Source organism: Pseudomonas sp. FG29 (assembly GCF_057809355.1).
Map to the genome: position 1 here is coordinate 54492 of NZ_JBMDJU010000015.1, position 13855 is coordinate 68346.

11 protein-coding genes are annotated in these 13855 nt (G+C 60.5%); all 11 read left to right on the forward strand.

What is annotated here, in order from left to right; all coding sequences use genetic code 11:
• A complete protein-coding gene (locus ACODS1_RS15970) occupies positions 1–420 on the forward strand; it encodes a sugar 3,4-ketoisomerase (protein WP_489086439.1) in 420 nt (139 codons plus the stop codon).
• Positions 417–4223: a glycosyltransferase gene (locus ACODS1_RS15975; protein WP_489086440.1), complete on the forward strand. Its 3807-nt coding sequence runs from the start codon at positions 417–419 to the stop codon at positions 4221–4223. The genes ACODS1_RS15970 and ACODS1_RS15975 overlap by 4 nt, the downstream gene beginning before the upstream one ends.
• A gap of 250 nt (positions 4224–4473) precedes the next feature.
• Positions 4474–5982: a flagellin gene (locus ACODS1_RS15980; RefSeq protein ID WP_489086441.1), complete on the forward strand. Its 1509-nt coding sequence runs from the start codon at positions 4474–4476 to the stop codon at positions 5980–5982.
• A gap of 72 nt (positions 5983–6054) precedes the next feature.
• The gene (locus ACODS1_RS15985) at positions 6055–6465 is read left to right on the forward strand and encodes a flagellar protein FlaG (protein ID WP_489086442.1); all 411 of its coding nucleotides are present in this window, start codon (positions 6055–6057) and stop codon (positions 6463–6465) included.
• Positions 6466–6545: 80 nt separating this feature from the next.
• Positions 6546–8012: a flagellar filament capping protein FliD gene (gene fliD, locus ACODS1_RS15990; RefSeq protein ID WP_489086443.1), complete on the forward strand. Its 1467-nt coding sequence runs from the start codon at positions 6546–6548 to the stop codon at positions 8010–8012.
• A gap of 3 nt (positions 8013–8015) precedes the next feature.
• Positions 8016–8408 (forward strand): flagellar export chaperone FliS, encoded by a 393-nt coding sequence (fliS, locus tag ACODS1_RS15995; protein ID WP_489086444.1) that lies wholly within the window; start codon positions 8016–8018, stop codon positions 8406–8408.
• A 70-nt stretch (positions 8409–8478) separates the two neighbouring features.
• Positions 8479–8859: a flagellar export chaperone FliS gene (gene fliS, locus ACODS1_RS16000; RefSeq protein WP_489086445.1), complete on the forward strand. Its 381-nt coding sequence runs from the start codon at positions 8479–8481 to the stop codon at positions 8857–8859.
• Between the two features lie 24 nt (positions 8860–8883).
• Positions 8884–9180 carry a flagellar protein FliT gene (gene fliT / locus ACODS1_RS16005; protein WP_489086446.1) on the forward strand — a complete coding sequence of 99 codons (297 nt, stop codon included), beginning with the start codon at positions 8884–8886 and terminating at the stop codon, positions 9178–9180.
• A 260-nt stretch (positions 9181–9440) separates the two neighbouring features.
• Positions 9441–10919 carry a sigma-54 dependent transcriptional regulator gene (locus tag ACODS1_RS16010; protein ID WP_489086447.1) on the forward strand — a complete coding sequence of 493 codons (1479 nt, stop codon included), beginning with the start codon at positions 9441–9443 and terminating at the stop codon, positions 10917–10919.
• Between the two features lie 175 nt (positions 10920–11094).
• Positions 11095–12306 (forward strand): sensor histidine kinase, encoded by a 1212-nt coding sequence (locus ACODS1_RS16015; protein WP_489086448.1) that lies wholly within the window; start codon positions 11095–11097, stop codon positions 12304–12306.
• 3 nt (positions 12307–12309) lie between these two features.
• A complete protein-coding gene (gene fleR / locus ACODS1_RS16020; RefSeq protein ID WP_489086449.1) occupies positions 12310–13719 on the forward strand; it encodes a sigma-54-dependent response regulator transcription factor FleR in 1410 nt (469 codons plus the stop codon).
• The last annotated feature ends 136 nt before the right edge of the window (positions 13720–13855 follow it).

The following is a 13855-nucleotide window of genomic DNA, read 5'->3' on the forward strand; positions in this document are numbered from 1 at the left end:
GTGTCGCTGCAGCATTGCAAGATTATCGATCTACCGAAGATAGAAGACCCCCGAGGCAACCTGACCTTCATCGAAGGAGGGCAGCATGTGCCATTTGAAATTCAGCGCGTCTACTATCTCTACGATGTTCCCGGTGGCTCGCACCGTGGCGGTCATGCCCACAAGGATCTGCACCAGTTGCTGATCGCCATGTCCGGCAGTTTCGATATCACCCTCGACGATGGCCGCACCAAGTTCAAATACCACCTGAACCGTTCCTACTATGGGCTTTATATTCCGCCCATGATCTGGCGTGAAATCGACAACTTTTCCAGTGGCTCCGTTTGCATGGTATTGGCATCCGCCCACTACACGGAGGCGGATTACTACCGTGATTACGAGACGTTCTGCCAGGCTGTCGGCAATGGAGGTCGCGCATGAGCGATAACCTTGGCAAGGGTGTTTCGACGACTCCTGTTCTCGATCGGCTCAGAGTGGAGCTGGCACGGCTGCGCGAGTCCAAGGACATGCGGCGTGAATGCCCTCTGGTGAGCGTCTGTATCGCCGCCTATAACCATGAGGCTTATGTTGCCGAGGCCATCGAGTCGGTTCTGGCACAAAGCTATCCGAACATTGAGATCCTGATCGCTGACGATGCCTCTCCTGATGGTACCGCCAGTGTCATTCGTACATACGCGCAACGCTACCCGGAGCGTGTGCACGCTTTGCTGTTGAAGGAAAACGAGGGGCCTTCACGCGTATCCAATCGCCTGTTCGAGATGGCTCAGGGCGAGTGGGTGGCTTTTCTGGGCTCCGACGACCGCATGCTGCCGGAGCGTATCGCCCGGCAGGTGGAGTACCTGCGCGGTGACCCCGAGTGCGTCGCGCTGTTCAGCGAAATCGCGGTCATCGATGCCCAGGGGGCGAGAGTCGGCGGTGATACCGAGGCGTTCTTCAACCAGCCGATCACCCACCTGCGCCGTCAACTGCTGACCGGCAACTTCCTCAACGCGCCCTCGGCGATGGTGCGCAGGAGCGACTTGCTCGCACTCGGCGGTTATGACCCTCTGCTGCGTTACGTGCAGGACTTCGAGCTGTGGGGGCGCTTGCTGGCGCGAGGCAGCATCGCCCGGTTGCCGGAGTGCCTGACCGAATACCGCGTTCATGGCTCGAACCTGAGCATCTTCGATGAGCGCGGGCCGAATTTCTCCGCTCGCAGCGAAACGCTCGAAACCATCGTCGGCTTCGCTCGACAGTGGCCCCTGGAATCGCTGCTGCTGCGCCAGCTTGAGCACGATCAGGAGCGTGCAGCGGCGCTGCTCGAGCTGGCGGGTGTACTGCAACTGGTCGATCGCAAGTTCTTCGGTAAACCAGCCCTGGGTACTGCCCATGCCTACCAGCTCGCCCTGCAGGCCGGGCGTCTGTATCCCGAGCTGGCCAAGCTGGCGAAACAGCATATCGAACGCAGTCTGGAAAACGGCTTCGATGCGCAGTGGCAGCCCTGCGCCTGGCAGCAGGGGCGTGCCTGGTTCGTCGAGCCGCGTCTGGCTCTGGGCGATGCCCGCGGCGCGCGAGGCGAGCTGAACACCTGGCTGGCCGAGCGAATTCCCACCCAGGCGCAGCGCACCCTGATCGATGACTACCTGCAGGCCCATGGTGGTGGGCCACTGATCGCGGTGGTGATCGTCGACCTGTTCGGCGACATGGATGGGCTGGCGGCCACCATCAAGAGCCTGGGGGGCGAGGATAACTGGTATGCCTCGGTACGCATCCTGGTGCTGTCCGTGGCCGACGTTCCGGCCACGCAACGAGGTGGAAAACTGCACATGCTGCGGGTGGACGCCGACAGTTACATCCAGGCGCTCAACGCCGAGCTGGGCGAGATGGACTTCGAATGGGCGATGGTCGTTCAGGCTGGGGAACTGTTCACCCCCACCGGGCTGTTGATCGCCGGCCTTGAGCTGGTTTCGGCTAGTACCTGTACGGCTGTCTATGGTGATGAGCTGCAGCGCCTGCCTTCCGGTGATCTCGGGGCGGCGTTCCGACCAGCGTTCAATCTCGATCTGCTGTTGAGCTTTCCCGTGGGCATGGCGCGACACTGGTTGTTCCGTCGTGACGTTCTGCTGCAGCTCGGCGGTTTCGCTGAGCAGGATGCCAGTGCCATGGAGCTTGGCCTGATACTGCGCCTGATCGAAAGCCAGGGCTGGGGCGGTATTGGCCATGTCGACGAGCCGCTGCTGATTACTCAGGCTCCGGCGCTCAAGGACTGCCCTGACGAGCAGGCCATCATTAATGCTCATCTGCAGCGGCGCGGCTATGCCGCGGCGCGGCTTGTGCCGCATCTGCCAGGGCGCTACCGGATCAACTATGGCCACCAGGATGCGCCGCTGGTTTCCATCATCATTCCGACCAAGGATCAGCTGCCCATCCTGCAGCGCTGCGTCGAAAGCCTGCTGGAGAAGACAGCCTACGGTAATTACGAGCTGCTGATCGTCGATAACAACAGCGAAACGCCCGAGGCGTTGGCCTGGTTCGAGGGGGTCGAGGCGCTGGGCGACAGCAAGGTGCGCATCCTGCGCTATCCGCACCCGTTCAACTATTCGGCGATCAACAACATGGCGGCGCGCCAGGCGCGTGGCGACTACCTGGTGCTGCTCAACAACGACACCGCGATCATCAGCGAGCACTGGCTGGACGAGTTGCTCAACCATGCGTTGCGCCCCGAGGTGGGTATCGTCGGTGCCAAGCTGCTCTACCCGGATGGCAGTATTCAGCACGCCGGCGTACTGCTGGGTCTGCGTGGGCCGGCAGAGCACCCCTTCATCGGTGATCCGATGGACGCGCCGGGCTACATGCAGCGCTTGCAGGTCGACCAGAACTACAGTGCGGTCACGGCGGCCTGCCTGATGATCCGCAAGTCGATCTATGCAGAGGTCGGCGGGCTGGAGGAGCAGCAGTTCAAGGTGTCCTACAACGACGTCGACCTGTGCCTCAAGGTACGCGAGGCCGGCCATCTGATTGTCTGGACGCCCCACGCCGTTCTGATGCACGAAGGCAGCGTGAGCCAGAAACGAATCGACCCCAAGGCCGCCGAGGCCAAGTACAAGCGCTTCATGGGTGAGCAGGATGCGATGTACCAGAAATGGCTGCCGGCGCTGGCCAGCGACCCGGCTTACAACCGCAATCTCTCCCTCAACGGCAAGGGCTTCGAGCTGGAGGCCGACAACAACCTGACTTGGCGCCCGCTGACCTGGCGGCCTCTGCCGGTGGTTTTGGCGCACCCGGCCGATCCTTGGGGCTGCGGCAACTATCGGGTGATCAGGCCTTTGCGCGCGATGCAGCGCGACGCGCTAGTCGATGGCATGCTCTCCGAAGGCTTGTTGCAGGTGGTCGAACTGGAACGCTACAACCCTGACGTGATCGTGCTGCAGCGGCAGATCGGCGACGAGCGCCTGGAAGCGATGCGGCGCATCAAGCAGTTCTCCTCGGCCTTCACCGTCTATGAACTGGACGACTATCTGCCCAACCTGCCGATCAAGAGCGTGCACCGTGAGCACATGCCCAGGGATATTCTCAAGTCCCTGCGCCGTGGCCTGAGCTTCGTCGATCGCTTCGTCGTCTCCACCGCGCCGCTGGCTGAGGCCTTTGCCGGGCTGCATGACGACATACGCGTGGTGGAGAACCGTTTGCCGCTCGAGTGGTGGCAGGGCCTGCATGCCAAACGCAGGCGTGGTCGCAAGCCGCGTGTGGGTTGGGCCGGTGGTATAAGTCATACCGGAGATCTGGAACTGATCGCGGATGTGGTCAAGGAACTGGCAGAGGAGGTGGAGTGGGTCTTTTTCGGCATGTGCCCAGCCGCCATCCGCCCCTACGTGCATGAAGTGCATGCCGGGGTCGAGATCGACACCTACCCGGCCGCATTGGCGCGGCTGGATCTGGATCTGGCTGTAGCGCCGGTGGAGCAGAACCTGTTCAACGAGTGCAAGAGCAATCTGCGTCTGCTCGAGTACGGCGCCTGTGGTTTTCCGGTGGTCTGCAGTGATCTGGAGTGCTACAAGGGCGACCTGCCCGTGACCCGGGTGAAGAACCGTTTCCGCGATTGGGTCGAAGCCATCCGCATGCATATCAACGACCTCGACGCGACCGCCGAGGCGGGGGATCGTTTGCGTGCAGCAGTCCATCGCGACTGGATGCTCGAAGGTGCAGGCCTGCAGCGCTGGCGCGACGCCTGGATGCCGGACTGAGCGAGGGGGGTGAACGCCGTCGGGCCAGACCAATGGCTTGACGGATTTCAGTCAATAACCTTGGCAGGTCAGGTTTTTTGGGCTAAGTGCCTGAACGGGAAGAATAAAAAAAAGCTGAAAAAAGTCCCTAAAGCTCTCCAGGCAGACGCCGATAAAGAGATCGAATGCGAACTCTCTGGGCGTCTGAGCAAGCAGGCCCGAGCTCGCAAGCTCAGACAATCGGTACTCAAGGTCATCTGGAGGCAATACCATGGCCCTTACAGTCAACACTAACGTTGCGTCCCTCAACACTCAGCGTAACCTTAACGCCTCGGCCAAAGGCCTGGACACTTCCCTCCAGCGTCTGTCCACCGGTGCCCGTATCAACAGCGCCAAGGACGATGCGGCCGGTCTGCAGATCGCCAACCGTCTGACCAGCCAGATCAATGGCCTGGGCGTTGCGACCCGTAACGCTAACGATGGTATCTCCCTGGCGCAGACCGCTGAAGGTGCCCTGCAACAGTCCACCGGCATCCTGCAGCGTATGCGTGACCTGGCCCTGCAATCGGCCAACGGCTCCAACGGCGCTGTCGAGCGTGCCGCGCTGCAAGGCGAAGTGTCCCAGCTGCAGCAGGAATTGAACCGTATCTCCGAAACCACCAGCTTCGGTGGCCGCAAAATCCTCGATGGCAGCTTCGGTTCGCAAAGCTTCCAGGTCGGTGCCAACGCCTACGAGACCATCAGCGTTTCCATCGGCTCGGCAGCCACTGATCGTATCGGCGTCAACCGTGTCACCACTTCCGGTGGTGCAGCCGGCGCCATCACCAGTGGCGCCAGCGGCGCGGCAGCCTTCGGCACCACCGCCTACTCGGATGCGTCCTTCGAGATCGCTTCGAAGTTCACCACCAATGCTGCCAGCGGCAAGGTGACCATCACTGGTCCGGCCAGTGGTGCTGCCGCCAGCGAGATTGCCCGTGCCGTCAACGCCAAGAGCGACGAAACCGGTGTGACCGCCAACGCTCGTACCGTTGCCGAACTGGGCAGTATCTCGGCCAGTGGCACCATCTCCTTCGAGCTCTATGGCGCCAACAGCAGCACCAAGTCGACCGACAAGACCGTCATCTCCGCAGTTGTGACCGACACCACGCAACTGGGTGCACTGGCTGACGCCATCAACAAGGAAACCGGCAAGACGGGTATCTCGGCCGTCTCCAAAGGCGACAAGATCGAACTGGTCAGCTCCCGCGGCGATGCCATCGCCATCAAGAACTACCAGGGCGGCAGCGGTGCCACCGCTACCCTGCAGGCGAAGAACTTCGAGGGCGACGAGAACGTGGGGACTGCGGCTACCATCAACGGTGGTGCGGGTGCCCGTGCTGATGGTCAGGTTCAGCTCGAGGCAGCCGATGCCTTCGAGGTCACTGGCATGACCGCCGGTCTGGGTTCGGACAAGTTCAGTACTCTGGATTCGGTGAAGGACGTCGACATCAGTACAGCTGGGGGGGCACAGACCGCTCTGGGTATCATCAACGGCGCGATCTCCAACATCGACAGCCAGCGTGCCCAGCTCGGTGCCGTGCAGAACCGCTTCGATAACACCATCTCCAACCTGCAGAACATCTCGGAGAACTCCTCGGCTGCCCGTGGTCGGATTCGCGACACTGACTTCGCTGCCGAAACCTCGGAGCTGACCAAGAACCAGATTCTGCAGCAGGCTGGTACTGCTATCCTGGCCCAGGCCAACCAGTTGCCGCAGGCTGTGCTCAGTCTCCTGGGCTAAGGTCGAAGGCGCTAAACTACGGGGGGAAGGGCTTGGCTCTTCTCCCCGTTACCTCATTGTGAGGATTATTTTATGGACGTCGGTTCGGTCAAACCTACAGTAAATCCTTTGCTTGCGCGTGACGCTGGCTTGTCGGCTGCGACGGATCCGCGCCAGAAACCCGTCGGCAGCAGTGCAGGTATCGTTGCCCCGTCTACTCAGCGCGTGAATGAAACGACTCAGGTCGATGCGCGTATCGTCGAGCCCACTCAGGAAGCGAGTCGCGAAGAGGTCGAGGATGCGGTGGCTACCATCCAGGAGTTCGTGCAGTCGGTGCGACGCAGTATCAACTTCGCGGTCGACGACGGCTCTGGTCGTGTAGTGGTCAAGGTGACCGACGCCGGATCGGGTGACGTGATCCGACAGATTCCATCGGAAGAGGCGCTCAAACTGGCAGAGAACCTGTCGGAAGTGCGCAGCTTGCTGTTCAAGGCTGAGGCATAAGCAGTAAACCTTGGCATGGGTTTTGACTCTTACTCTTCCACTGGACGAGTGAAGTCGAATTATTGACGAGGTAACGTGAAATGGCGGGTATTTCAGGAATCAGTTCGGGCATCGACATTGACACAATCGTCAAGACGTTGGTTCAAGCCGAACAAGCCCCCAAGACCAACCAGCTCGATAAGCTCGAGAAGCAGACCACCACGCGCATCTCTGCCATCGGTACATTGACCGGGGCGCTGAATACCTTCAAGAGCGCCATAGATTCCCTGAACAAGACCTCCTTGTTCGAGTCGCGCACGGCCAGCGTTTCCAACAGCAGTATGGTCAAGGCCACGGCGACCTCTACCGCGCCTGCCGGCAGCTACAACCTACAGGTGCAGCAGTTGGCGAGCAGTAGCAAGGTGGCCCTGCAAGCCGTATCCGGTGGGACGAAAGCGACCTTCGGTGGCGGTACGCTGGAAATTTCTGCCGGTTCGAGCAGCATCAGCGTCGAAGTCACAGAGGCCAACAACACCCTGGCCGGCATTCGTGACTCGATCAACGAGGCCGGCAAGAGCAGCGGCATCAGTGCCACCATCATTACCGATGACTCCGGTTCGCGCCTGGTGCTGAGCTCTACCAAGACCGGGCAGGGCAACGACGTCAAAGTGACAGTGCCCACGGCGCCCGCTGGTGCCGTCAGTGGTGACAATGCGCTGTCTACTTTGGCCTTCACTGCAGCGGCCGATCCTGATAATGTCGGTGCCTTTCTCAAGCCTAACTCCAGTACGGGGGCTGGTGGGGTGATCACCCAGGCCAAGTCCGCCAAGCTGACCATAGACGGTCTGCAGTTGGAGCGAGACAGCAACACCATCAAGGATGCCTTGGAAGGGGTTACCCTCGATCTGCTCGCCGCGCAGAGCAGTGGTGATCTGACCGATGGTAAGACCATCAGCCTGACCGTAGGGGTCGACAAAGGCAGCGTGAAAAGCAGCCTGCAAAAGTTCGTCGATGCCTATAACACCTTGATTTCCACCACCTCCCAGCTCACTGCCTATGTCCCTGTCGATGGCTCGGCCCCGGTTACCGGCCCGCTGTTCGGCGATACCTCGGTACGCAGTCTGCTGTCCGGCCTGCGTAACGAGCTGGTGAACTCGTCAAGCGCTGATGGTGGCATCCAGGCTCTGGCCGAACTGGGCATTACCACGGGTAAGGATGGCAAGCTGTCTTTGAATGACAGCCAATTGACGGCGGCACTGGACAAAAATTTCGATCAAGTCGGCGCCTACCTCACCGGTGACAATGGGTTGATGGGGCGTCTATCGAGTTTCACCACCACGTATGTCGCCACAGATGGGGTGCTCAAGCAGCGCAACGATGCGTTGCAGGCCACCAAACTGGATGTCGACAAGCAGCGCAAGACGCTCAATCAGCGTATCGAGAGCCTGCAAACCCGCCTCTACTCACAGTACAACGCCATGGACTCACTGGTGGGGCAGCTAAAACGCACCAGCGATAGTCTCGGTGGCATGCTTGCCAACCTGCCTGGCTTTGTCAAAAAGGATTGAATCATGAGTAAAACCCCCATCGATGCCTACAAGCAGGTCAAGACCAGCCAGGAGGTATCGCCTTATCGCACCGTGCAACTCTTGCTCGAGGGCGCGCTGCAGCGTGTGATGCTTGCCAGGCAGGCGCAGGTCGAGGGCGATACGGAAATTCGTGGCCTGGCCGTGGGCAGCACCATCACCATTCTCGGCGTGCTTCAGGCGGCGCTGGACAAGGAGCTAGGTGGTGAAATCGCCGAGAACCTCGATGCTCTCTATGATTACATGACCCGTCGCTTGGCCGGGGTGGCTCTGGACAAGACCCCGCGCACCCTTGATGAGGTCGAATCCCTGCTGGGTCAGATCAAGGGCGCTTGGGACGCCATCGGCCCGGAAGTGGAGCCAACTGAGGTAGGCTGATTTTCGCTAAAGCTTTCAGTACCTTGGCCGATATCTGAAGTATCAGCCCACAGGTAGAGCGAGAGCGATTATGAATGCCATGGCGGCCCTCAAGCAGTACCAGACCGTCAATACTCAGGCCCAGGCCATCGAAGCCAGCCCTCATCGTCTGATCCAGATGTTGATGGAGGGTGGCCTGGCACGTATTGCCCAGGCGCGTGGCGCCATGGAGCGCGAGCAGACGGCGCTCAAGGGGGAGTTGATCGGCAAGAGCATTGCCATCATTTGCGGGTTGCGTGAGAGCCTGGATTATCAGCAAGGTGGCGAAGTGGCCAGTAATCTCGATAATCTCTACGAATACATGATCAACCGCCTGACCGAGGCGAACATCAGCAACGAGCCCGCTATTCTCGAAGAGGTTTCCGGTTTGCTGCGTAACGTCAAGGCAGGCTGGGATGCCATCGCTCAATAAGCCTGGTGTCGGAGGAGAAAGGCAATGAATTCATCCGTCCAGCGTTTGCAGGCCACAGGTGTGGCGCTACGCGATGCCCTGGCCAATCAGGACTGGAGCGCTATTGGCGAACTGGATCTGCAATGCCGCATGGCGGTGGATGCCGCCATGGTCGAGGGTGTGCAGGATGAAGAGCAATTGCGCTCTAATCTGCAGCAACTGCTCGATCTGTATCGTGAGCTGGTGAGTGTGTGTCAGGCCGAGCAGCAGCGTCTGGCTGGCGAGTTATTGCAACTCAACCATTCTCATCAGGGCGCCAAGGTCTATCAACTGTTCGGTTGATTGGCTATCGAGGAATCAGGGCTTGCCGACATTGTGAGCCCATCCTTTCTTCTGTGCTTCTACGGTGCTATGCGGTTTTTCATCGCTTTCCCTTTCCCGATAATGTAAACAGCTGCTTAGCTATTGTCAGATGCGGGCAAAAAAACACGCCATAAAATTGACTGCGTCCAAAATATTGACTTTACTAGTGGCCAATTGCTGGTTGCCGCTCGGTCTATGGCGGGCCATCCCCTTCACTCCTCGGGTCAGACATACACAAGATGTGGCGTGAAACCAAGATTCTCCTGATTGATGACAATGCCGCGCGCCGCCATGAGCTGGCGATCATTCTGAATTTTCTCGGGGAAGAACACCTCAGTTGCAGCAGCGAGGAGTGGAAGCAGACAGTTGCCCCGCTCGAGTCCAGCCGTGACGTACTCAGCGTTCTGCTGGGGGAAGTTCGTAGCAAGGGCGGCGCACTGGAGCTGACCAAGCAGATCGCTGCCTGGGACGAGTTTTTGCCGCTTTTGACCATCGGTGATGCTGCAGCTGCCAGCGAATGGCCGGAAGACCTGCGGCGTCGCGTGCTGGCCAGCCTGGAAATGCCGCTGAGCTACAACAAACTGCTCGACTCGCTACACCGTGCCCAGGTCTATCGAGAGATGTACGATCAGGCGCGCGATCGTGGCCGTCAGCGCGAGCCCAATCTGTTCCGCAGCCTGGTCGGTACCAGCCGCGCCATTGGGCAGGTTCGGCAGATGATGCAACAGGTGGCGGATACCGAAGCCAGTGTGTTGATCCTGGGGGAGTCGGGTACCGGTAAGGAGGTGGTGGCGCGCAACCTGCACTATCACTCCAAGCGCCGTGAAGCTCCTTTCGTGCCGGTCAACTGCGGTGCCATTCCTGCTGAGCTGCTGGAAAGCGAGCTGTTCGGTCACGAGAAGGGCGCCTTCACCGGTGCCATCACCAGCCGGGCAGGGCGCTTCGAGCTGGCCAACGGCGGCACGCTGTTCCTGGATGAAATCGGCGACATGCCGCTGCCGATGCAGGTCAAGTTGCTGCGTGTGCTGCAGGAGCGCACCTTCGAGCGCGTCGGCAGCAACAAGACGCAAACTGCCGACGTGCGCATCATTGCCGCCACGCACAAGAATCTGGAGAAGATGATCGAGGATGGCAGTTTCCGTGAGGATCTGTATTACCGCCTCAACGTCTTCCCGATTGAAATGGCGCCGCTGCGTGAGCGCATCGAAGACATTCCGCTGCTGATGAACGAGCTGATCTCGCGCATGGAGCACGAGAAGCGCGGCTCCATTCGTTTCAACTCTGCGGCCATCATGTCGCTGTGTCGCCATGACTGGGCAGGCAACGTGCGTGAGCTGGCCAACCTCGTCGAGCGCATGGCGATCATGCATCCCTATGGGGTGATCGGTGTGGGTGAGTTGCCGAAGAAGTTCCGCCATGTCGACGATGAGGACGAGCACCTCGCGGCAAGCCTGCGTGACGAAATGGAGGAGCGTGCAGCCATCATGGCCGGCCTGCCGGGCCTGGACACGCCGGCTATGTTGCCGCCTGAAGGGCTCGACCTGAAGGACTATCTGGGCAACCTGGAGCAAGGGCTGATTCAGCAGGCGCTGGATGATGCGGGTGGTGTGGTGGCGCGTGCCGCTGAGCGCTTGCGCATTCGCCGTACCACGCTCGTGGAGAAAATGCGCAAGTACGGCATGAGCCGCCGCGAGGAAGACGGTTCCGACGACGATTGATCGTCAACTCAACTGTTTTTCACGCGGTATCTCGTTGAAATGAAGCCGGGGCTTTGACGCAGCTACCGGCTTTATTTTTTAAGTGATTGAAAAATAAAGACAAAAAAGTAGGCATGGGGATTGCTAAGTCTCTTGCAACCGACCGTCTTCTGACGGTGCAGTGCGAGAGATGAAGATGAACGCAAGTGTCAGCCCCGGCGAAAATACCGAGCAGCCTTCCGCGCCGCTCGAGCAGGCCAGTCGTGCAGGTCTGGAACAGGCTTTCGCTCTGTTCAACCAGATGTCCAGTCAGCTCAGCGAGTCCTACAGCATGCTCGAGGCGCGCGTCAGCGAGCTGAAAGGGCAGTTGGCGCTGGTGAGCGCTCAGCGTATGCAGGAGCTGGCAGAGAAGGAGCGCCTGGCGCACCGCCTGCAAAGCCTGCTGGATCTGTTGCCTGGCGGGGTGATCGTCATCGATGGCCAGGGGGTGGTGCGTGAGGCCAACCCGGTGGCCAGGTCGATGCTGGGGCTGCCGCTGGTAGGCATGCTCTGGCGTCAGGTTATTGCACGTAACTTCGCGCCTCGCGAAGACGATGGTCACGAAATATCCATGAAGGACGGGCGCCGCTTGTCCATTGCGACCCGCTCCCTGCATGGCGAGCCAGGCCAACTCATATTGCTCACCGATCTGACGGAAACCCGTCGCCTGCAGGATCAGCTGGCGCGTCACGAACGTCTGTCAGCGTTGGGGCGGATGGTGGCGTCTTTGGCTCACCAGATCCGAACGCCACTATCGGCCGCACTTCTTTACGCCAGTCATCTCAACGACCAGATACTCGATACCGCACAGCAACAGCGCTTTGCCGGGCGTCTCAAGGAGCGTCTGCACGAGCTGGAAAACCAGGTGCGCGACATGCTGGTCTTCGCTCGCGGCGAATTGCCGCTGCCGGATCGTTTATCGCCGTCCGCATTCTTCGACGCTGTGCGTGCCGCTGCAGAGCCCCATGTCCTGGGCATGAACGTGCGCTGGCAGTGTGAGGCCCGTATCGGTGAATTGCTGTGCAACCGCGATACGTTGGTCGGCACGGTGATCAACCTCATCGAGAATGCAATCCAGGCCGGCGGGCGAGAGGTGCGTCTGAAGGTTCATCTCTATCGTCGTGAAAACCAGTTGCGCCTGTGCGTCAGCGACAACGGCCCTGGGATGGATGCCTCCACACTGGCACGTCTGGGGGAGCCGTTCTTCACCACCAAAACCACCGGTACCGGCCTTGGCCTGGCCGTGGTCAAGGCGGTCGCCAAGGCCCACCAAGGGCGCCTATTGCTGCATTCTCGGCCGGGTCTCGGAACCTGCGCCATCGTTTCCCTGCCGCTGCTCGATGCGGCGCCAAACCCGATTCAGGAGTAACCCATGGCTGCCAAAGTCCTGTTGGTTGAAGACGATCGCGCGCTGCGTGAGGCCCTGGCCGATACTCTGTCGCTCGGTGGTCATGATTACCGTGCGGTGGATTGTGCCGAGTCGGCGCTGTTGGCGCTGAAAGAGGAAGCTTTCAGTCTGGTGGTCAGCGACGTGAACATGCCGGGAATGGATGGTCACCAGTTGCTGGCGCAGATTCGAGCACGCTACCCACAATTGCCGGTACTGCTGATGACCGCCTACGGCGCCGTCGAGCGTGCAGTCGATGCGATTCGTCAAGGGGCTGCTGATTACCTGGTCAAGCCGTTCGAGCCGCGTGCCTTGCTCGAGCTGGTGGCTCGCCATGCGCTGGGGCGCCTCGGTGGCGGCGAGCAGGACGGCCCGGTGGCTGTGGAGCCGGCCAGTCGGCAACTGCTGGAACTGGCTGCGCGGGTGGCGCAGAGTGATTCGACGGTGATGATCACCGGCGAGTCGGGTACCGGCAAGGAGGTACTGGCGCGCTATATCCATCAGCGCTCACCCCGTGCCGATGGCCCTTTCATTGCCATCAACTGTGCGGCGATCCCCGATAACATGCTCGAAGCCACGCTGTTCGGTCATGAGAAGGGTGCCTTCACCGGTGCGGTGACGGCACAACCCGGTAAGTTCGAGCTCGCGGACGGTGGCACCATTCTCCTCGACGAGATTTCCGAAATGCCGCTTGGGCTGCAGGCCAAGTTGCTGCGTGTTCTGCAGGAGCGAGAGGTCGAACGCGTGGGCGCGCGCAAGCCGCTCAGCCTCGATATCCGCGTGCTGGCGACGAGCAACCGCGATCTGGCCGGCGAAGTGGCGGCAGGGCGCTTCCGCGAGGATCTGTATTACCGTTTGTCCGTCTTTCCGTTGGCGTGGCGACCGCTGCGCGAGCGACCTGCCGATATTCCGCCGTTGGCTGAGCGCTTGCTGGCTCGGCACGTCAAAAAAATGAATCACGCGCCGGTCAGGCTGTCCGAGGCGGCCGTCCGCTGCCTGGTGCAGCATGGTTGGCCGGGAAATGTGCGGGAGTTGGATAACGCGATCCAGCGTGCCTTGATTCTGCAGCAGGGTGGGCAGATTCAACCTGAGGATCTGTGCCTCGATACGGCCATTGGGCAGGCTGTGCAAATTTCTCTGCCACGTCTGGCCGTGGTGCCTGCAGCGCCTGTATCGGTCGCCGACGCCGTGCCAGCAGGAGGAGAGGCAGGAGCCTTGGGTGAAGATCTGCGGCGGCGTGAATTCCAGGTGATCATCGACACGCTGCGATCCGAGCGTGGTCGCCGCAAGGAGGCTGCCGAGCGCCTGGGCATCAGCCCGCGCACCCTGCGTTACAAGCTTGCGCAGATGCGTGATGCCGGCATGGATGTGGAGGCTTACCTCTACGCCAGTTGATTCAGCCCGGGTAAACCTCATCTTCGCCGGCAGACCAGGCGGCTTATTGGCGCCTGGTTCGTCGTGCATGAGCGAACTCCTTGGCGCTGCTTGCGAGCGCAGTGCCAAGCCTCATCGCGGCTGAAGCCGCTCCTGC